The following is a 20,185-nucleotide window of genomic DNA, read 5'->3' as shown; positions in this document are numbered from 1 at the left end:
AAACGGATGGCGGCGCTTTCATTCGTACTGCTGCTGGGGACCACGGTCGGCCATGCTGAACTGGTCGCACGTCCGGGAAGGCTTGATCCTCGGGTTCGCTCGCTTCCCTATTCGGCCGAGCAGGTCTTCCTGGTGACCGGCACCTACGGGATGGTGACGACGATCCTCTTCGGGGCCGATGAGGAAATCACCCAGGTCGTTGCCGGGGACACCGTCTCCTGGCAGATCCTGACCTCGGCCGACCGACGTTCCCTGACCTTGAAGCCGATGGAGAAGGACGCGGCGACCAATCTGTCCGTCGTCACCACCAAACGGACCTATTCTTTCGATCTGCGGGTCAACGACAGCAAGGTGATCCAGAACCAGACCTTCAAGCTGCAGTTCACCTACCCGGAAGACGCCGGGCTTAAGGGGACGGCCGAACTCTGGAAGCAGGCTCAGGACGCTGAGCGCAATCCGAACCTCAAGAACATCCGTCGCGACAAGGTCAACTACGACTATGGCTTCAAGGGAAGCGATGCGGCAAAGCCGCTTTGGGTGTTCGACGACGGATTGAAGACCTTCATGAAGTTCACCGGCGACATTCCGGCGATCTTCATCGTCGACCGGAAACGTCGCGAGAGCCTCGTGAACTACCGCCGCGAGGCCGATTATATCGTCATCGACACCGTCTCGCGGCAGTGGTCGCTGCGCTATGGCACCGAAGACGAGACCTGCCTGTTTAATCTGCGCACTGTCCCCGCCGATATTCCAGCACCGATCGAAGGTGCGGTTGCGCCAAAGCGGATCGGTGCCGGCGGTTCCTCGCAACAAGCTCAACATTAGGAAAGCGCGCCATGTCGGACCCAAACTATCATTCGCTCGACACTGACAGCGCAATCGGCGGTCCGGTCCGGCGGAGCGGCGTCGGTCTTATGCGGCCGATCGCGGTCATTGCTGCCATCGCCTGCGTGGGCGTCGTCCTTTATTTTCTTCTTGCCGGTGGCGAGCAACAGCCAGCGATCGACACGACGCCGCGTGAGGAGTTCCGCCCGGTCCAGACACCGAGGAATGAAGGCTTCAGAACACCGGCCCCGCCTCCTTTGCCGACGGTGGTCGTTCCGGAAGCGCCGCCGCCACCCCCTCCGCCGCCGCCAGCCCCTGTCGTTCCGGCGGCTGCTCCGGTTTTGCCACCGGCCGAGGTCGACTGCACTAGAGGTAAGAACCCGGACAATTCCCGCTGCATTGAGCTCGCGCGGCAAGCCAAGCTGCTGGAGCGTGTTCGCTCTTCCTCCATGGTCTTCGATCAATCGGATCAGAGGAACGGCGTAGCGCAGGCTTCGACCGGCTCCACGGGTTCGGGACTGTTCGGCGCCGGCGATCCGTCTGGGGCGCAAACGGCAGCAGGGTCAAACGGCGGCGGCGCGGTCGACAGTGATCGTGCTTTCCTGAAGGCGATGGGTGGGCAGGGTGTAGACGTTTCGGTCGCAACCGAGAACCGCCGCACGGACGCCTGGATCCCACAGGGCACGATGATCCGCGGCACGCTGGAGACGGCGATCAATTCAGACCTCGCCGGCATGGTGAAGGGGATCGTGCGCGACGATGTCTATTCGTTCGACGGCCGTCGCATCCTCATACCGGCGGGGTCGTCACTGATCGGCGATTATAAGTCCGGCGTCGAACGGGGACAGGAGCGGATCCTGATCGTCTGGACACGGATGATCCGCGGAGACGGTGTCTCGGTGCAGCTCGGCTCTTATGGCACCGATCGGCTCGGGCGCTCGGGCATGACGGGTGTCGTCGATCGCAAGTACTGGGAGCGGTTCGGCCCACCGGCGCTAATGACGATGATCGGCGGCGCCACCCAATACATCGCCCAGCTCGGCCAGAAGCAGGATCGCAATATCACGATCGTCAATACAGACGGCACCGTGACCAGTATCCCCAGGACAATGGTGAAACATCGCAGGATCGCGCTCGCGAAATTGCCGCTGAGACCATCGCCTCCGGTATCCAGCAGCTAGGGACAGAAGCCTTCCAGGACAGCCGCAATATCCGGCCGACGATTCATATCCCTCAGGGCTCCGACATCAATGTCTTCGTCACACGCGACCTCGACTTCGCCGGACTTTATCCGGACCCGGTACGCGAAGAGTTTGAGAGGCTGCGCAGAAGGAAGCTTGGCAAATGAACGCGCGCCCGTCGATTTCTGCCGAACAACATTTTCTGTCAGAGGCGATCGAGCCGATCCGGCCGTTCCTCGACGATCCCGGTGTCATCGAGATCTCCTGCCAGCGCAGCAATGAGATCTGGCTCGAGCGTATCGGCCAGCTCAGCATGATGAGGCAGCAAGTGGACGGGCTCGATCAGGAAGTGATCCGCCATATGGCCTCGCGCGCCGCGTCGTTCACCAAACAAACGGTCAATGCCGAGCATCCGCTGCTATCGGCGACGCTCGTCAATGGCGAGCGCGTGCAGTTCGTGCTGAACCCGACCTCGGCAACCGGTCACGCTTTTTCCATCCGCAAGCAGTTCATCCGGCGTTTCGATTTGAACGACTATGAGAAGGCCGGCGCGTTCCGCTTCACCAAGGTGACGGGAGACGACTATATCGACGATGTGGACATCGAGCTATCGCGGCTGCTGCGGGCCGGCAAGGTTCGCGCCTTCCTTGAACTGGCAGCCATCAATCACCGCAGCATGCTGATTTCGGGCGGCACCTCCACCGGCAAGACCACGTTTCTCAACACCATGCTCACCGCCATTCCGAACCATGAGCGTTTCATCCTCATGCAGGACACAGCCGAACTGGAGCCGCGGCAAGAAAATGTCGTGTCGCTGCTGGTCTCGAAGGGTGGCCAGGGAGAGGCGAGGGTGACGATGGGCGATCTGCTGGCCACGGCGCTTCGCCTCAGACCGGATCGGATTTTCATGGGCGAGCTGCGCGGCGACGAGGCCTTCGACTTCCTCAATGCGATCAATACCGGGCATCCCGGTTCAATGTCGACGATCCATGCAAACTCGCCGCACCACGCCTTCAACCGGCTGTCGACGCTCGTGCTCAACAGCAATGTGCGCATGGAGCGCGACGACATCATTCGATACATCCGCTCGATCATCCCGATCGTGGTCCAGTTGAAGAAGAGTGATGCCGCCGGCGGCCGCGGCGTCAGCGAGATCTACTTTGCCGACGAGGTGGACGAAAATGGCAAGCGCATCCACGCACACAGAGACTGACCGACGGAAATGGACGGGCCTGCAGCGGGCATCGTTGTTCACCTTGCCGGTCGCACTACTCGGAGTCGCTGTCCTGTGGCTCGCATTCTTCACGCTAATCTACGACGCCTACATCACCTCGTTCGGCTCTTCGTCCTACTTCGACTATGTCGGGCAGGCGCGCTTAATCGACGCCGTCCGCTATACCTGGTCGATCATCCATGTCCGCAACACGGTCGGACTTTCGCTTCTGGCCTTCGCCCTTGCCTTGCCATTCCTGTTTTTCTTGGCTTGCCTCTGGATGCTGAAATGCGGAAGGGCGCTGTCGCGCAAGATCCTCTATCTCCTGCATGTCCGGTCGATGTTCAGCCTGCTTGCGCACACGGCTCTCATCTTCGCCGCCGCTTATGCCGGCGTCATCGTCTACGGCGTGGCCTTTTATCTCGTTGCCACCAAGGCCGGCGAACATGCCGAAATCGCCAGCTATTATGGCAATCATCTGGCCGCCATGTATCAAGCGCCGTTCGGGGCGACGGATGCAGCCGGTGCCTATCAGAAGCCGTCTCGACAGACGGTGCTCGCAGCCCTCGTGGGCCTCGCTGCCGCGGTTGCCATCGTCGGATTTCCGATCGGCGCGGCAATCCAGAAACGTCAGCGGATGATCATGGGTAAAGCGCGGCTGGCTACCTTGAAAGACGCCGCTGATTTCCGGCTGCGCGACAAGCACGGCATCGTGCTTGGGCTGAAGCAAGGCCTGCTCTTGCGCAACGATGGCGACCAGCACGTCATGGTGATCGGTTCGCCGGGGCAGGGCAAATCGCGGGGCTTTGTGATCCCGACGATGATGAGCTTTCAGGGATCGCAGGTCGTTCCCGACATGAGCGGCGAGTTGTTCGAAGAGACCTCCGGTTACTTGAACCACAGGGGATACGAGGTCTTCCTGCTGGCGCCCGGCTCGAAATATACCGACGGCTACAATCCGCTCGACCTGATCAGTGAGGAACCGAACCAGCGGATCACTGATCTTCAGAAGCTGACGCAGATGCTGCTGCCGGAGCGGCTGCGATCGGATTCCTCCGATTTCTGGGAGGAAAGCGCCAGGATCCTGCTGACCGCGATGCTGGGTTTTGTGCTCGAATGCCCTGACACCCGCAAGTCGCTCAGCGAGCTCTACCGCATTCTCAATTCGATGTCGGACGAGCGCAAGGCGATCATCCAGTTATTGGAAAATTATGAGCCGGTTCTCTCAGACCAGACTCGCATGCAGCTGACCAAATTCGCCGGCCGGCATGAAAAGCTCGGGGAGGGGATTGCCGCAGAGATCGTCGCCAAGCTCAATTTTCTGCAGAACCCTCTGGTCGAGGCGCTGACCTCCATCACCACGATCCCGATCGACACGATCAGGAAGCGGAAATTGGTGATTTTCGTCCAGGCTGATTGGAACGCCATGCAGATCTATGAGCGGCTGATCTCGATGTTCATCCAGCAGATGGCTGACAAGCTTGTGCAGATGGGGCCATTGCGCAACGGTGAGCACGAAGTCCTGATGATGCTCGACGAGTTCGGCAATGGCGGCCGGATCGATACCGTTCTGACGCTCGCCCCGCTGATCCGCAAGAATGGCGTGCGTTTCGTCTTCATCCTTCAGGATGGCGCGCAGCTTGAAAGGCTGTACCAGCGCTCCGGCCAAAAGATCCTGATGGGCGCTTCGACGATCAAGCTCTTCATGAATTTTCAGAACCAGGAAGATGCGACGGCCGTCTCGATGGCTGCCGGCAAGACGACGGAGTGGGTCGAGCAATCGTCCTATTCGCATCGTCACGGCCGAAGGCAGCGGTCGATATCGAAGGTGCCTGTCTCTGTCGATCTCCTTCCCGTCAATACGCTGATGATGATGAAGCCGGAAGAGGCGATCCTGCAGGTCACGGGCATGCCGCTGATGCGCATTATGAAGCTTGATTCCGGCGGAGAGCGGATGTTCTCGAAAGTGAGAAAGTTCAAGCCGGTGAAAAGACCTTGCATGGAGCCGGTTGAATGGACAATCGCCGACAGCAGGTCAGCTGCGGCGGCCTCGCCCGCGACGGGCGCTGATATCCATTTTGAGCGCTTCGTCGCGAAGGATGGTATCCGCCACGTCTACATCTCCTCGCTTGACGAGCTGCGTCATCGCCTGGATCTCGACGAGACACGCGACGCCGGTGTGATAGAGGAGGAGGTGCGGGAGGAAAAGCAGAAGCAGCCGGGAGGCAAGCGAAAGGGCGATCCGGCGAGCGGGCAACGAAAGCGCGGCGTGCCGAACGCTACTAGTGCTGCTGGTGAGGGTGACTTCGATCTCGATATCGACGAGCAGAAGCTCAGCCGCAATGTCTATTCGGGCTCACCGGCACATCGGAGCGTTCGACCCAAACAGGCCAATGGTCCATCGGATCAAATCGACTCTCGGCTGGTGGCGTCTGTTCTTCAGCGGCAGGAGGTAAGAGACGCATTTGGAGCGGATCTTAACGCGCTGAACGACGTGATCTTTCAGCAGGCCGAAGAGAACGCGCTTGAGCCAGTAGAGCTCAACGCGGATGTCGAGCTCTTAATTGAGAGCCTTTCTGATCGGCTCACCGAGGACAGTTCACGAGCCTACCTGCACCAGTTCGCCAACCTGGCCCGAGATCCGCTGGGCGAGGATCAATCTGAGACCGAGGCGCACGCTGATTAGCACAAGCGTCTGTCGATCACCGACCATTCATTACGGCGCGAGAGGAAGCGAGATCGCGCACCGTCTGCCAGGAGAGCAATACATGGGTGAGATCAGACATCTCTCAAGCACGGAATTTTCAAAGGGTCGCCATCTCGAACGAATTGTCGCTGCGGCCCGAGCTGACGCCGGCTTTTGGCTGATGGTGAAGGAGCGCGAGATGGAGAGGCAAGCGATTGGAGCCGAAGTTGACCGCGAGGGCGATGGTGAGGATGCGATCGACAAGTCGGCACCGGCGAGGCTGACGCCGACGATCACAGAACTGGCTGACGACCTCGTGTCGCGCATGTTCGGAACTTGCCCGCCCGAGGTACTGGTGATCATCCAACAGGCGCTCCTCGATGCCGTGAGAGTCGAGCTGAGCGCTGTCCGGTGAAATCCGATCAAACGCTATGGAAAATGGTGTTCATAACTTATCTTCAGGTCAGGATGTCGTCATCGGATGTTGGCGATGTATTGTTTCCGGCCCGACGAACTTGATCGATCACCCAGTCCTGTAGCCGCCTGGCGGTGTTTGCAGCCTGCGCCTCCGCGAGGTCCTTGGGAAAAATGCCAAAGATCGGCCCGATATACTTCATGCGAGGCAGTGTCTGTTCCTTCGCTTGCCGATATTCCTCGGTCTCCATCCCAAAGGCTTCGATAATGAGGTTCACCGGCCGGGATCCTCGATACGACGCCTCCAATATGAAGTCCGGCCTGCACGGACCAATGGGAGTGTCCAATGCGAACAGCGGCTTGGTGATCTTGATGCGAAGATCCGGCGCGACGTCGAAGAGAGGTGGACCAGTGAAGCCGTCGATCTCGGAGCTTGCTTCATCGGTCTCCTTGGTAAGGGAGATTGATCGCTTCAAGCCATCAAACATTTGCGGGGATGATTCGCGGTTTCCATGATAATGCTTGGTCTATGGATGCTTCTTAGACTAACTTCCGCCCAGCGCACCGAGACGATCGATCGCCGCGGCCAAGCCCCTCAGCGAGACCGGAAAGGTTAGCGCGGTTTGCGCCGCAGTCGTAACTTTGAGCCTCAGCACCGAGCCTGTCCGCAGCTTTAGGAGCGTTTCCGCATCGATGGGAAACACAGCGACGCATCCAGTCGGCAGGCATGTCCGGAAGCGCAGAGCCGATAACGGCGGTTGATCGTCGATCTGCGGCGCGATTCCGGGGTCAAGAAGAATGCCGAATGGAAGAAGCAACGTTGCGACCGCACCGTCGGAACGCATACCCAACTCGACAGCAAGGAGTCTTTGGCCATTTTGCTGCGACTGGTCCTGTAAGATTGCACATGCCCGTGCGTTGTCGCGAACCGCGCAGGACAACCGCCAATCCTGATAGGTTTCCTGTAGGGAGGAGGCGCCGTTCGGGAGAGCCGTCTGCTGGGCCAGTGCAGGGGATATGAGCGCAGCCGTCATGGCCGCGCAAAGAAGCGTGGCGACCCAAGAAAGTTTTGCCGCAGCACTCTGCAGTGGCGCCGCTCTGACGGCGCGCCCCCTCCGGCGCTGCAGATCGCCTAGGTGTTTAGTCCCGGCATTTGATGGTGCATTATTTTCCTTAGAATGGAGGGAGGCACTATGGGCCAGGTTCTACACGGGAGCGCCACAACGACAGAGGCAATCCGTCGAGCAATACAAAATAGTGAAGAGAGCCTGAGAGCGCTTTCAAAGCGGTATGGGGTCAATCAGAAGACAATAGCCAAATGGAAGAGACGGACATCATTGGCCGATCTTCCGACAGGCCCGAAGGACCCGCATTCGACAATCCTCTCCCTTGAAGAAGAAGCCGTCATCGTCGCCTTTCGCAGGCATACATTGCTGCCTCTTGATGACTGCCTCTATGCCCTTCAACCGACGATCCCGCATCTGACACGTTCGTCCCTGCACAGGTGTCTGCAGCGCCACGGCATTTCACGCCTGCCGGAAGTGAAAGGCGACAAAGAACCGAAGAAAAAGTTCAAAAGCTACCCGATCGGCTACTTCCACGTCGATATTGCCGAGGTGCAGACGGCTGAGGGCAAGCTCTATCTCTTCGTGGCGATTGATCGCACGTCCAAGTTCGCCTTCGCTGAGCTCTATGCCAAAGCTGGCAAGATGAATGCCGCCCAGTTCCTGCGCAACCTGATCGCGGCGGTGCCCTACACCATCCATACTATCCTGACCGATAATGGCATCCAGTTCACCAACCGGGCCTGTGACCAAAATGCCTTCCAGCACATCTTCGACCGAGTCTGTGAGGAATACGAGATCGAGCATCGCCTGACAAAGGTTAAGCACCCATGGACCAATGGGCAGGTCGAGCGGATGAACCGGACGATCAAGGAAGCGACTGTCAAGCGCTTCCACTACGACGATCACGCACAACTGAAAAAGCATCTCGCCGACTTCATCGACGCCTACAATTTTGGGCGCAGGCTCAAGACACTAAAGGGCCTCACCCCCTACGAGTTCATCTGCAAAAGGTGGACTTCCGAGCCAGATCGATTCATCATCGATCCTATCCATCAAATGCCGGGACTAAACACCTAGGTACTTCACTAACCCGCATATCGCGATTGGCAAGGGTCCATTCCTTCTGTCTGAGATCGGTCGCATCTCGTCGACACGATGCTGCTTTTCCTCAGTTGGTTGGCGAGCGGCGCCCTGGACGGACTGCGCAACCCCGTCCCTTACTTGGAGAATCATGTGCACACCCATTCACGAACCTTGCATTGCGTCCCCGACGCTTCGCACGCCTGGACGGCCAGGTCCTCCGCTTCGTCGCGAGTCGGTGCGGATTTTGCGCTCCAGGGCCTGATGCGGCTTTCCTTTTGCTCACCGATCGCGAGCACGCCGCAATGGCGATAGGGAAAACCGGTATTGTCATCGTCATCCCAGTGTCGGTGGTTGCGAAACACCTCGACGACGACGCATCCCTTGCCGTTGGCATTGTGGCAGTGGGCGAGAGCGGTATCCATCGCCTCCTGCCGCTTATCGGCACCCCAAAAGAACCCGTGCTTTTCGTCGGTCTCTGAATAGGCGATCGCTCCCCAGATGCCGCGCTCCTCTTGTGGCGGTGGGACCGGCACACCAGCAGTCATGGGAAGATCGGCCGCCCCCAGATGCGCCATCGGGACCAACGCCACGCAAATCGCACCAAAGGCAAAACCCAATCTCATTTCCCATCTCCTTGTGTTCCTGTTGCCGACGCCACCGAAATAACGGCGCAGCCGCTGCCGGTTGGCAGCAGCATCGCATTGCCACCGTTGTCGGGAAGCTCGTAGACACTGATCTGTGCGAGATTGTTGGTGAGCCTGCTTCCCTTCGGAAGCATGGCCGGCATATCGGCGCATGGAGTTGCGAACGGTGCCACCCGGATCATCGCTCCTTCACAAAGTGAACCGGTCGGCGCTGCGATAACGACACCTGCAGCCGCGCCGCTGTATCCGTCCGTGGCGTAATTCATGCCCACAAGGGCCTGCACCGCGTGCTTGTCCGGTGTTTTGAGATTCCAGGTCGACTGCACGGCGTATTGCGAGCCGTTCGTCAGTAGTGCTCCCAAGCCCGGAAAGACGTTGGAGCAAGCTTGAAGACCTGCCTTTTTGGCGTGCTGAAGAAATGGCGTATCGGCCGGCGTCGAAGCGGCTTCATTCGTTTCTGCGATTGCCGGCTGCGACAGGAAATTCCCGATTGCTTCATAGCGCCCTGCAGCGTACCCGGCGGCGCCGACGACGGCGATACCGAGCAGCGACAGGGCTGTCGTTTTCAGCCAGCTCCGCTGCGGCCTCTCCCCGTCATCTTCCCGGTCCGCAGCGACGCCGCTTCTCTTGCGAGACATTATCCGATCATGAATCGACTGCTGGTCCATCGTGAAATGCCTCCGTTAATTGATCGCCTCAACGGCCATGGAAAGGCCCCTGAGGGTTGCGGTTACGCTGACGGTTCTCCCGTCCCTTATCGAATAGGACACCGTTGATGCCGAGTTCTTCGAGATCTGCTCGCGCATGATGGGGCCGACCGGCAGCATTCCGATGCAGACAGCCTGATTGCATCCGTCGAGCTGGACTGTTACCGGCTCTTTCCGGCCTTCGAATTTCAACGAGACGACGCCATCGCTCTTGGCAACCGGTGCGGTCCTCAGAATCATGTAGGGCTTGCCTTCCGGTGTGGCGGCAAGTGACCAACTGAAAGCGAGCTGTCCTGCCTGGTTTTCGATCGTCTGAGTGACGTTGCAGACCCTTTGTCGAGCTTTCAGATTTTCGTCGCAGATCAGCGTCCAATTCTCGAACGGTCTAATCATTCTCTGATACTCGCCTAGCGTTGCGCCATCTGGAACCGCGACTTCCGGCGGCCTGATTCGGTAGCCGGACGCGATTGCCTCCTGTCCGGCCGCCTGCGGGCCGTACAAGAAAAGGCATGCTATGAAGACCGAGGAAACGGGACCCGCTCTCCTGAACATGCAGACCTCAGTTTAGAGTGAAGCTGAGACCGGCGCCCACACCAACATCCCCATCGGCGACCGTACCGGAAAGATTGGCGCGAACGCGGCCGTCTTCGCTGGTGTAACCGGCACCGAAGGCAAGTGCGCCCTCACTGCGCCAGAAGCCACCGCCCATCGCCACGCTCAGCTTGCCTGGGCGATCGTCATAACGAAGTGATGCCGCGGCAAGTCCAATTGCCGCCGCCGCCCTGGCCTCTGAACGGATGCCGCCCATCTCCCGGTTAAGCTGGCCGAACTTTTGGTCGGTATAGTCATTGGCGGTATCAATGGCATAATTCGCACGGTTGTCCGTGTAGGACCTGGCATCGGCAGAGCTCTGATTCAATTGAGCGACATTGACCGCATCAGTGTCCCTGACACCTCTGCCGACATTCGAGATGACGACCGGTGCATTTACGTCGCCGCCCTGGAGGGTGATGCTGTTTTTCTTGCTGCCGTCCGGGTTGAGGTCATAGAAGACCGCACTATCGTTGATATTGCCAATGCCGCCCTGTAAATCCTCGATTGCCGTATTGGTCGCGTGGAGCTGGGAACCATTAATGGCGTCGGTGCTGTCGGCGGAAATGCGCCCGGCCGCAACGTTTGTCACCGTTCTTTCCGCGCCATCTGCGCCGACGCTGACCGTCCCGACCGGCGCGGTTCCCGCAAAGTCGTACCGCGTGCCCCGAATCGTGGTCCCCGACGTACCCACGGCAGCTTCCGTTACGGAACCCGAACCGAGAGCGACATCGTTTGCGTTGTTCGCCTGCGCGCCCTGGCCGAGCGCGACCGCGCCCGTACCGGTCGCCGTCGACCCGTGCCCGGCAGCCAGGCTGTTGGTCCCGCTCGCCACGCTTTCAGGACCGATCGAGACGCTGTCAGTCCCTGAGGCAATGGAGTCGGCCAGCGTCGAATTGGAATGGAAGTATTTGATACCGCCGCCATTGGCGATGTTGGTGAGGGCATTGTCGACGGCCGTGAAGCCATCATAGACGGTCGTATAGCTGCCACCTTGGATGTTGTAGGTCGGGCCGGTGACCGTGCCGTCCGGGTTGATCGTCGTGCCTCCGCCGATCAGATTGGTGATGTTGGTGCCGAGGCCCTTGAGCTGGCTGACGTTAACGGCATCGGTATCAGCCGAACCGGCTGCGACATTGGTCAGCTTGCGTTCGGCCCCGGACGAGCCGAAGGACACCTCGCCGGCCGAGTTCTGCAAGGCGGCAAGGCCAAAGCCGGCGTAGTTCGTCTGCGCGCCCACCGTGGTGATCGATTGCGCACCAAGCGCGAGACTGTTGATGTGGTTGCTCGTTGCGCCCGCACCGAGCGCAACGGACTGAACGCCTGCCGCCGTCGAATTCGTGCCGAGCGCAACACCGTCGGCCAACATGACATGTGCGTTCTGACCGATGGCCGTGCCGCCCGGTGCTAGCTGATCGACGATCGCGCCATTGCCGATGCCGATGCCGTTGTCACCGTTGACGACGGTCGTAGGACCGACAGCAATCGATTCGGCCCCGACAGCCAGCGAATCGCCGGCCGTCGAATTGGCATGGAAATACTGGCTCGGCGTCACTGCGACCGAGGCGATGGCGCCTTGGAGCTGGCGAATGGTGACCGCGTCCTGGGCACTCGTGCCGTCCGCGACATTGGTGATCTGCCGGTATGAGGTATTGGTGCCAACCGATACCGCCCCCAGGAGCGTCTTGTCGGTGGTGTTATATTCGATGAAGTTCGTCGGGCCGGCACTGATCTGGCCGGTCGCAGGCGCCAGGGCCCGATCGGAAATCGATCCGGAGCCAAGCGCTACCCCGCCGTCGATCGTCGCTTGGCTGTCCCGGCCCAGGGCGAGAGAGTTGTCCGCAATGGCGGTGGCGTCATATCCGACCGCGGTGGAGCCGATGCCTTGAGCGGAGGAATCGCTGACCGCAAGCGTCCGGTCATTGGTGCGCACATACCGGATGCCGTCACCATTTGCGTCCGTGAAGGGTGCTGACGTGTCGCCGGCGATATTGTTAATCGTAGTACCGATATCACCGATAGTGTCGCCGAGATTAGCGATGTCGTTGGTGTTCTGCGTGACCTGCTGGTTGGTCGCGAAGAGCTGCGAGCCGTTGATCGCGTCGGTCGAGCTGCCCGAGAGCTGGCCGGCCGCGACGTTCTGGATCTGGCGCTCGGCGCCCGCCGAACCGACCGAGAAAGCTCCTGCCGGTGTCGTGCCGGCGAAGGTGTAGGCCGTGCCGCCGATAGTCGTACCGCCGACGGTCGTGGTCGTTCCGGATGCCGAGTTCAGGCCGATCGCCACGTCCCCGGCATTGTTCGCGACTGCGTTGGGGCCAATGGCGACCGCGTCGATCCCCAGCGCCTGCGAATCCGGCAGCGTCGAATTGGCGTGGAAATATTTGATGCCGGCGCCGTCGTTGATGTCGGTGATCGTATCGTCGAGATTGGCGATGTCGGTGGTGTTCTGGGTGACCTGCTGATTGGTCGCAAAAAGCTGCGAGCCGTTGATGGCATCAGTGGAGCCGCCGTTGATCCGGCCCGCCGCGACATTGGTGATGGTGCGTTCGGCACCCGCTGCGCCAACGCTGACGGTACTCGTCGGGGAAGTACCGGCGAAGTTATAGGTCGTCCCGCCAATCACGGTGCTGGCCGTGCCGACCGCAGCGTCGGTGACCGAGCCCGAACCCAAGGCGACATCGTCAGCATTGTTGGCGACGGCAGCGTCACCGAAGGCGACCGCACCGGCAGCGCCCGCACGGCTGGTATTGCCGATCGCAACGGAACCTTGGCCGATGGCGACGTTGGCGTTACCGATCGCTACCGCGCCGTTGGCGGCATTGGCAGCGGTGGCGCTCGCCGCGCCGTCGGCATTGGCGATGTTGTTCGCACCTCCGGTGAAGGCGCCGGTGCCGCTCGCATAGCTCGGATCACCGATGGCGACCGCGCCGTCGCCGTAAGCGGTGTTGCCTGCGCCGATCGCAACGGCCTTGCCGCCGGTCGCGTACGCGCCAGTGCCGATGGCGACGGCGTCGGCGGAGTCCGCGGCGGACTGGAGACCGATCGCGATGGCATTGGTCGCGGTCGCCCCGCTTTCGCGTCCGATCGCAAGGGCATCGTTCGCAGACGCTGTTACGTCCGTGCCGATGCCGATGGCGCTCTCTCCACTGGCGCTTGTCGCAAAAGTGCTCGATCCGAGATAGACGGAGTTTATCCCGGATGCCCTCGTCCCAGCGCCGACAGAGACGGAGTTCTGGGCGCTGGCTTGGGCGCCCCGGCCGAGAGCGGCACTGTTGATTCCGCTGGCGGTAGCGCCCAGTCCGAGCGCGGCTGCGTTCGCGCCGGTCGCCCTGGCGTTGTTGCCGAGCGCCGTGGTGGAGACGGCGGTAGCCTGGGCTCCCGACCCCGCTGCGACGGCGCCGACCCCGCTCGACACAGCCGAATTACCCAAGGCAAGCGCAAAGTTGCCCGAAGCGACCGCGACGTTGCCGAGCGCTGCCGAGTTGGTCCCGCTGGCATTGGCCTGGGGGCCGACAGCAACAGTATTGTCGGCGGTTGCCATGGCATGGAAGCCGATCGATGTCGTTGCATTGGCGGCTACGCCGATGCCGGCATTGGTGCCGATCGCAATATTGTCGTTGCCCGTCACCAGGTTGCCTGCCGAAGCCGAAAGCGTGCCGTCGTAAGTGGCGGTGCCGTCGCCGGTTCCCATGGCGAGGTTGCGTGCGCCCGTGACGCCCGAGCCGGCGCCCCTCATGACGCTGGGAATGCCGCTGCCGATGGCGGTGTTCTGTGCGCCGCTCACCAGCGTGCCGGCCGCAACGCCCATGGCGACCGAACTGGAATTGCCGGCGGTTGAACCGGCGCCGGCGCCTTGTCCGACCATAACCGTGCTGTCGCCGACCGCAACAGCCTGCGTGCCCAGCGCGAGCGAACTCTGACCCTGCGCCCGAGCACCAGTCCCGACGGCGGTCGTTGCATTGCTCGTTGCGGCGGCCGCATAGCCCAGCGCGACGCTCTGCAAGGCGGAAGCGCTCGCCGTGCCCCCTATCGCAACCGCGTTGGTCTGAGCCGTGACGTCCGTGCCGATGGCGATGGCGCCCTGGCCAAGGGCGCCCGTTCCAGCACCCGTGCGCGCGCCGAGATAGAGGGAGTTTATCGCGGTTGCATTCGCCTGGAAACCGATGGCAATGGCGTTCTGCTGGCTGGCGGCTGCGTTATTACCTTGGGCAAACGAGTCCACCCCGGAGGAGTTTGCTTGGAATCCCAATGCTGTGGAACGCGCTCCGCTGGCGATGGATCCCCAACCACCGGCGAAAGAAGAGCCGCCGCTGGCCGTCGTGCTGGTGCCGACGGCGGTGGAGTTCCCGCCCGAGGCGGTGGAGAAGGTGCCGAAGGCGTTGGCACCTGCCGCGGTGGCGCTGGCGTTGACACCGAGCGCGACCGTATTGACGTTGTTTGAGATCGTGCCGCTGCCGATCGCCACGGCGCCACCTGGGCCTGTCGCCGACGCAGTCCGGCCGAGAGCCACCGAGTATTGTGCAGACGAAACGGACTGAAAGCCGATCGCTATGGCCCAGGCATTGGTAGCGCTCGAGCCATTTCCTACCGCTATCGATTCGCCGGCTGTCGCCGAACCGCCGCCGGCGGCATATTGTGCGTGGGCGGGCGTCGCGAGGCCGATCACGATGAGCGCCAGGCTACCTGTAAGGACTGAACCAAAGCTGCCGCCGGCGCCCAATGTTCCAAGCCCCGGACCCTTGCGCCGAAAGCCAAGAACACGGTGGACCAGGCGAAGGATCGCCATCAGCCGCCGCCGCCTAGACCGGTCGCCGCTTTCACCGGCGATACGGTTTTGGGGACACCGAACCGGAATATGCGCTGTGTATGCCCCTTCATGCATTCAGTCACCGTACATTTCCCTCGTTGCTACTCGGGCGCGCCGATGCCGCGGAGCTCGCCTTGGCCGTTGAAAAAATTTCTTAATCGTACCACTCGTCTTGCACGGCGTGCCCCATCGCCACCCCTTTGCTCTCGATCAACTCGGAAACGCTCTCCACCCCTGCCTGAGTAGGAGCAGGCACGGAATACAGCGCAGCGTCAGCCCGGTCCGGCGGCAGCTTGATCAACACAAGGGCGCGGCAGACGTCGAAATGGAGGGATGGATCCCGGTCGGTAAAAGCCGGTGTGGTGAGCCCCAGCACGAAACAAGCAAAGAAATAGTCGATCTCCGCGTCGCTTATCTGACCGCCATATTGGCGCTGCAGAGCAGTCCAGGCCCCTTCTACCCTTGGCACAAAGACTTGAGTTTCCGGGAACGAAATGTCCCCGGATGACCCAATACACCGTATTGACTGATTGCCAGAAAGCCCCACAGCGCACCGAATGATTGTGTTGTCGCAAGGATAGCCACAGTCGGTGGCACACGTATTTTGCGAAACTCCGGTTTCTTTTTAGAAAGATCCGGTCTGAATTCGCCTTGAAGTAAGTACGGCCATTCCGTCGTAAAAGCTCAGAACAGACACTCTCGTCTCGACAAAAACCTGTGTCTACCAGCGTTGATCCTTGGTAAAAATGAAACGATCAGGAGAGATCAGGTAAGTATGTTTGCGTGTGGCCAAACTCCTCTCGTCGCTTTGATGCTTCTCGCTAAAAAAATGAGACCCAATTCCCACGAGATCAAGGCATTGCAGCGACAGTAGATCATCGTTGCTGCCTTACCTGTCTGGGGGTCCTGTTTCTATGTTTCGACATTGTCACGGTCAGATGGCTCTGATCTGAAAATCCGCTCAGATGGGCGATTTCGGCGATCGATAGTACGTTTTCGACGAGGAGTTTTTCAGCAAAATTGAGGCGCAGTCGAAGAACATATTTGTGCGGAGGCTCGCCGAAGGTCGTCGTAAAGGCCTGGATGAAATGGCGGGGAGAAAGGCCTGAGACCGCCGCAAGCTCGGCCACTGTGATCTTGCTGGAAAACCTTGACTCCAACAGCTCGCGAACTCGCACGGCACTGCGGTTCGACAGGCCGCTGCCTCTCTTTCGGCCCGACGGCAATTTGTCCAAGCCTGTATAATTTCGGACGATGTGCACGCCAAAGATGGCGATTAGCGATTCGATGTAGATCTTGTTTGGAACTTCGCGTACCAGTTCCGCCTTCAACATCTCCGCGAGATGCAGCGCCTGAAGGTCTATGGCGCCGAGTGGCGGCGGTTGGAGTACCGTATGACCCGCGCCGAACTCATGCGCCGCCAGCTCCAGAAAGCGCTGGGGCGGCACGGTAACGATTACCTTCTCGCAGGTGGAAGACCATGTCACGTTGCGTACTGTGTTTGCAGGAGTGACCGATACCATCCCGGCGTCGCCGTCGTATTCGTGCGCAACGTGATCATCGCCGAAAGACACCCTTATTCCAGGCGAAGGTGCGAGCATCACCGTCGCCAAATGTTCCCGGGCCTTGAGCGTATGCGATCCCGGTGGCCGAACAACATGAGCCGCCGCGCCTTTGTCCGTTATGAGACGCAGCCCCTTGCTTTCCGGAATTTCATGAAAGATGTGCGCGCCTGCTTTCGGCCACTCGGTCGGAGAGCGGTGTTCTGGAACTTCAATTCTTCCCGGCATCCCAGGACTAACCTCAATATTGTTGATCGGTCGAAACCGTTGCTCCGGCGCACAGGCGTCAATGGTCTGCCTGCGGCGTCGAGGTCCCTGTTGGAGATCCGTAGGTTTGTCGAGCCGCACTGCCTGTTAGCGGTCGAAGCGCCACGTCCAGTTATAATGACGTCGACTGTCATATGAATGGGCATATCTGGTGATGGAGTGTATTTTGGAAAATTCCGGTTTCTTTAAGAAAAGTCCTGTACAATGTGACGTTATAACAGTTGTTGCCGATTTGCCACGCGAGTCCGCGGGTAAAGGCGCCCTTCGACACCGGCGGAGTGTGTCACGTCCAAAGAGGCCGTCATGTTCAATTACTTTGACGTTCTTCGTACCCGTCTCCACCATTGACAAAGATGTTGTCGAGTTCTGCCGATCGGCGACTTGCAGGGTGTTCGAGCAAACCCGAACTTGGGATCATGTCGCAAGGCGCACTTCACTCTCGGTCCATAATGTTATAACATATCGAATCTGGCTATCCAACCAAATAGATCGCTCTCCATCGAACGATTTGCAAAAGGGCGGCGAGAGAGGCCAGTTGCTCAGGGCGCCCATGGCAATCGCCGCGCCAGTTCGTCGACTTCTAAAAGGATATGCGTGTAAGTCTTCGAATTAAGACATCGGTCCTTTACGGACAACTCTGGTGCGCTGCAGGCTACCTCAAGATACCTCTGTCACATTACGATGTATCCATTCTCGCATATTGTCGAATGCCAATGTTTGCGAGTCAACGCGCAGGTGATTCCGGTCCACGACCGGTGGTCGATCGCAATCCGGCACCCTAAGTCTCTCGCCTCTGAAAGCGAATTAATCGCCAGCGCGACATCGGCAGAGGCCGGAATTCCGGTAAACTTTAGTACAAGCCGCGACGACAATTCAGGTCGAGCGGCGATCTGGTCGCGAATATGAGCCCAACTCCCAGGATCGGAAACGTTGTGACTTGAGAAACTATATCCTAGGACCGACAGAGAATTGGGTTCTAGCGCATCCAGGACAAGCTTGAGCATATGCCGGTCCAGGACGGGCGCTTCTCCCAAAGCCTCCAGTGCGGGAACAAACACAACGTCTGCGTGTTCTATCCCCTCTTTGTCAATAAGGTAAGGCAAGCACTCACCGTATAGAAGCCGGGCCGGATCGTCGTTAGCATGTATGCTCTGGACGATGAAGCCGATACGATGTTCGGTAATCGCTTCCTTGACAATGGACACGTGTCGCTCATCGAGCAAATCGAGATCCAGCATGCAGTCCTCCCGGCACGAAGGATGCGTTGCGAGATTGCTTCTCATGACGAAACGTTTCGCGCCACCGCTGCCCCAGCGGGCGGCCCGTGAATAATTACGGCTCACATTCTACCTACATATCTTTTTCGGTGGGGAACCTTGGGGATCAACCCTCTCAGGGAGATAGCGACGGCAAGTTTGTTATTGACAAGCCAAGGCTGGCAAGATGGCCATGATAACCAGAGCACGAAGCGCTGGGAATCGCACGAAATGAGGTCCACCCATCACGAACTGCGTAAGCTTTGTGCCGTAGCTAGGAGTCGTCGCGCTTAGCCAACCCTAGGCGTGCCCTCAGTTCGGCAATTTTGACGCGGCTCACTGGAACCAGATGCGGCACCTCCCCGTCTACCTCTACGACAGCACCATTGCCTTCCTTGCGGATCAATGAGACGAGGGGAATGGAAACGATGTGGCTACGGTGGACGCGCATGAAAATGGCAGGATCGAGTCGGGCCTCGGCTTGCGAGATCGCCCATGGGCACATCCGTTCTCGGTTGCCATCGTGAACCAGCGTATAGTGGGCGTTTGCTCTCACGCTGCGGATCCGTGCGGCCTCGACGAAACGGGTCCCGTCGGGCCCCTCGACAGGCACCCGCGTCATTACGGCGATGCTGGGCCGCTCCCCCGGGCGCTGCGTTAATTCTGCTTGAGTGTCGGCGGAATCCAAGCTGTTCCGGTCAAGCGGCGACGCCTCGCCATCAATGGTATCGGGCTGGCTGGCGGGCGCTGAATTCAGCGCGCGGGCCCACGGTTCGGGTAGTAGGAGCAGCAAAAAGCCGAAGATAATCAGAAAACACAAAGGCGATACTATCAGGGCTAGAGCCTCGCGGGAGACAGCCAGTCCGGTCGTCGCGTGGTGGGCGGGGCTTCCCGGCACGAAGTGCATGCCGTACATGGCGGTAAAATGCATGCCGGAGACCGCCACTCCGAATGCCGTGGCACTCAGCGCGAGCCGCATGCCGCCATGCCGGGCGAGAAAAATACGCAGGCCGCCGTAGGCCGCGCCCACGGCGATCACCACGGACGCCACAACTAATGCATGCTGATGCTCGATATGGAAGGTGCCAGCAAGACCATGGATGCCGACATAGTGCATCAATGCGATCCCCAAGCCGAGCAGCAATGCCGAGAGGAGCACCCGCGCATTTGAAGGCTCGCCGACGGAGACGAAAAATAGCGAAACCCCCATAACAAGGGCACAGATAAGAAAGGATACGACGGTTGGCAGGACAAGATAGGTGGCATCCGGCGGGATTGGCGCTGCCAACATGGCGACGAAATGCATGGTCCAGACACCGACTGCAAGGAAGAAGGCCGCGCAGGCAAGCAACAGCCTGCGGTCGGCACTACCGGTGCCCCGCACACGGGCCGTAAGCCCGAATCCTGTATATCCCCCAGGATGGCGATCACCACCGAAAGCGCGACCAGGAGGGGGTCGTGCCCTGCAAACATTCTCCCGCCTGACGGTGCGACGTCTTCCCTTGAATCACTTTAAGGTCATCCGCTTTATTTGCAACGTTCAAATTGTCGGCGTAACATAAGCAACGGTGGCTTGTAGCGACCGAACCCAGGTGCGGCTGGCGCCGGTGCAACTGTCTCTGAATTAAATGCGGCATTCAAGGATACGCATGCGAGAACCAACGTCGCCATACATAGCCGCCTCCACTCAAATCGGTGTCCGCACATCTTGAGGGTGGGCGCCGGGGAGGCTCGCGCCAACGATCACAGACTGGCTGACGACTTCGTGTCGCGCATGGTCGGAATTTGCCCACCCGAGGTACTGGTGATTATCCAACAGGCGCTCCTCGATGCCGCGAGAGTCGAGCTGAGCGCTGTCCGGTGAAGGCCAAACGTGATGGAA

The 20,185-nt window shown here is 59.8% G+C and carries 15 protein-coding genes and 2 pseudogenes; 7 read left to right on the top strand and 10 right to left on the bottom strand.

What is annotated here, in order from left to right; translation table 11 throughout:
- The first annotated feature begins 6 nt into the window (after positions 1-6).
- From BA011_RS30985 to BA011_RS30965, 6 genes are all read left to right on the top strand, one after another.
- Entirely contained in the window at positions 7-825 is an 819-nt protein-coding gene (locus BA011_RS30985; protein ID WP_237352786.1) for a TrbG/VirB9 family P-type conjugative transfer protein, read from the top strand.
- A gap of 11 nt (positions 826-836) precedes the next feature.
- Positions 837-2,006: a TrbI/VirB10 family protein gene (locus BA011_RS30980; protein ID WP_237352785.1), complete on the top strand. Its 1,170-nt coding sequence runs from the start codon at positions 837-839 to the stop codon at positions 2,004-2,006.
- Positions 1,967-2,173 (top strand): TrbI/VirB10 family protein, encoded by a 207-nt coding sequence (locus BA011_RS45455; protein ID WP_335727694.1) that lies wholly within the window; start codon positions 1,967-1,969, stop codon positions 2,171-2,173. The genes BA011_RS30980 and BA011_RS45455 overlap by 40 nt, the downstream gene beginning before the upstream one ends.
- The gene (gene virB11 / locus BA011_RS30975; RefSeq protein ID WP_065283664.1) at positions 2,170-3,219 is read left to right on the top strand and encodes a P-type DNA transfer ATPase VirB11; all 1,050 of its coding nucleotides are present in this window, start codon (positions 2,170-2,172) and stop codon (positions 3,217-3,219) included. The genes BA011_RS45455 and virB11 overlap by 4 nt, the downstream gene beginning before the upstream one ends.
- Entirely contained in the window at positions 3,188-5,905 is a 2,718-nt protein-coding gene (locus BA011_RS30970) for a type IV secretory system conjugative DNA transfer family protein (protein WP_065283663.1), read from the top strand. The genes virB11 and BA011_RS30970 overlap by 32 nt, the downstream gene beginning before the upstream one ends.
- 82 nt (positions 5,906-5,987) lie before the next feature.
- Positions 5,988-6,320: a hypothetical protein gene (locus BA011_RS30965; RefSeq protein ID WP_065283662.1), complete on the top strand. Its 333-nt coding sequence runs from the start codon at positions 5,988-5,990 to the stop codon at positions 6,318-6,320.
- A 43-nt stretch (positions 6,321-6,363) separates the two neighbouring features.
- Here the strand turns inward: BA011_RS30965 and BA011_RS30960 are convergent.
- Positions 6,364-6,720: pseudogene (locus BA011_RS30960) on the bottom strand (hypothetical protein); the annotation flags it as partial.
- A gap of 144 nt (positions 6,721-6,864) precedes the next feature.
- The gene (locus tag BA011_RS30955) at positions 6,865-7,353 is read right to left on the bottom strand and encodes an invasion associated locus B family protein (RefSeq protein WP_065283660.1); all 489 of its coding nucleotides are present in this window, start codon (positions 7,351-7,353) and stop codon (positions 6,865-6,867) included.
- Between the two features lie 159 nt (positions 7,354-7,512).
- On the opposite strand from BA011_RS30955, the gene BA011_RS30950 reads away from it, so the two are divergent.
- Complete coding sequence (locus BA011_RS30950) at positions 7,513-8,463, top strand: IS481 family transposase (RefSeq protein ID WP_072638367.1); 951 nt, start codon at positions 7,513-7,515, stop codon at positions 8,461-8,463.
- A 152-nt stretch (positions 8,464-8,615) separates the two neighbouring features.
- On the opposite strand, the gene BA011_RS30945 is transcribed toward BA011_RS30950, so the two are convergent.
- The 8 genes and pseudogenes from BA011_RS30945 to BA011_RS30910 form a co-directional block, all read right to left on the bottom strand.
- On the bottom strand, positions 8,616-9,092 hold the full coding sequence (locus BA011_RS30945) for a DUF4189 domain-containing protein (protein WP_065283659.1): 477 nt from the start codon (positions 9,090-9,092) through the stop codon (positions 8,616-8,618).
- Positions 9,089-9,781 (bottom strand): hypothetical protein, encoded by a 693-nt coding sequence (locus BA011_RS30940; protein WP_065283658.1) that lies wholly within the window; start codon positions 9,779-9,781, stop codon positions 9,089-9,091. Before BA011_RS30940 ends, BA011_RS30945 begins: the two co-directional genes overlap by 4 nt.
- A gap of 15 nt (positions 9,782-9,796) precedes the next feature.
- Positions 9,797-10,372, bottom strand: coding sequence for an invasion associated locus B family protein (locus BA011_RS30935; RefSeq protein WP_065283657.1), 576 nt, complete (start codon positions 10,370-10,372; stop codon positions 9,797-9,799).
- Between the two features lie 7 nt (positions 10,373-10,379).
- Positions 10,380-15,197, bottom strand: a complete 4,818-nt coding sequence (locus BA011_RS30930) for a YadA-like family protein (RefSeq protein WP_237352784.1) — start codon at positions 15,195-15,197, stop codon at positions 10,380-10,382.
- Positions 15,198-15,372: 175 nt separating this feature from the next.
- Positions 15,373-15,687 carry a hypothetical protein gene (locus BA011_RS30925; protein ID WP_237352783.1) on the bottom strand — a complete coding sequence of 105 codons (315 nt, stop codon included), beginning with the start codon at positions 15,685-15,687 and terminating at the stop codon, positions 15,373-15,375.
- A gap of 406 nt (positions 15,688-16,093) precedes the next feature.
- Positions 16,094-17,008 carry a helix-turn-helix domain-containing protein gene (locus tag BA011_RS30920; protein ID WP_237352782.1) on the bottom strand — a complete coding sequence of 305 codons (915 nt, stop codon included), beginning with the start codon at positions 17,006-17,008 and terminating at the stop codon, positions 16,094-16,096.
- A 710-nt stretch (positions 17,009-17,718) separates the two neighbouring features.
- Complete coding sequence (locus BA011_RS30915; protein ID WP_065283655.1) at positions 17,719-18,285, bottom strand: EAL domain-containing protein; 567 nt, start codon at positions 18,283-18,285, stop codon at positions 17,719-17,721.
- A gap of 292 nt (positions 18,286-18,577) precedes the next feature.
- A pseudogene (locus BA011_RS30910) lies at positions 18,578-19,776 on the bottom strand (MHYT domain-containing protein).
- Positions 19,777-20,185 lie beyond the last annotated feature (409 nt).

This window comes from Rhizobium leguminosarum, from assembly GCF_001679785.1.
GTDB classification, from domain to species: Bacteria; Pseudomonadota; Alphaproteobacteria; order Rhizobiales; family Rhizobiaceae; genus Rhizobium; species Rhizobium leguminosarum_R.
This window is presented reverse-complemented; position numbering and strand designations above follow the sequence as displayed.